We start from the raw sequence: 495 nt of genomic DNA, 5'->3' as shown, positions 1-495 counted from the left end.
GTAGGTGATGGTATTGCTCGTGTTTATGGTTTGTCTAATGTACAATATGGTGAATTAGTAGAATTCGATAACGGATTAGAAGGAATCGTATTAAACTTAGAAGAAGATAATGCAGGTGTTGTATTATTAGGTGCTTCTACATCAGTAAGAGAAGGTTCTGTTGTTAAACGTACAGAAAGAATTGCTTCTTTAAGAGCTGGAGAAGGTATTGTAGGACGTGTTGTAAATACTTTAGGTCAGCCAATTGATGGTAAAGGACCAATTGAAGGTACAACTTACCAAATGCCTTTAGAGCGTAGAGCTCCTGGGGTTATTTATCGTGAGCCTGTAACTGAACCAATGCAAACTGGTATCAAATCTATTGATGCTATGATTCCTGTAGGACGTGGTCAACGTGAGTTAATCATTGGAGACCGTCAAACTGGTAAATCTACAGTTGCTATTGATACTATTTTAAATCAAAAAGAATTTTACGATGCTGGTAACCCAGTATAT

1 pseudogene is annotated in these 495 nt (G+C 37.0%); it reads left to right on the top strand.

Annotated elements, in window-relative coordinates:
* Positions 1–495: pseudogene (locus FHK88_RS12230) on the top strand (F0F1 ATP synthase subunit alpha); the annotation flags it as partial.

The organism is Psychrobacter sp. I-STPA6b, from assembly GCF_020662265.1.
Taxonomy (GTDB): Bacteria; Pseudomonadota; Gammaproteobacteria; order Pseudomonadales; family Moraxellaceae; genus Psychrobacter.
Note: the sequence above shows the minus strand (reverse complement) of the source record. Positions and strands in the feature narration are given on the sequence as shown.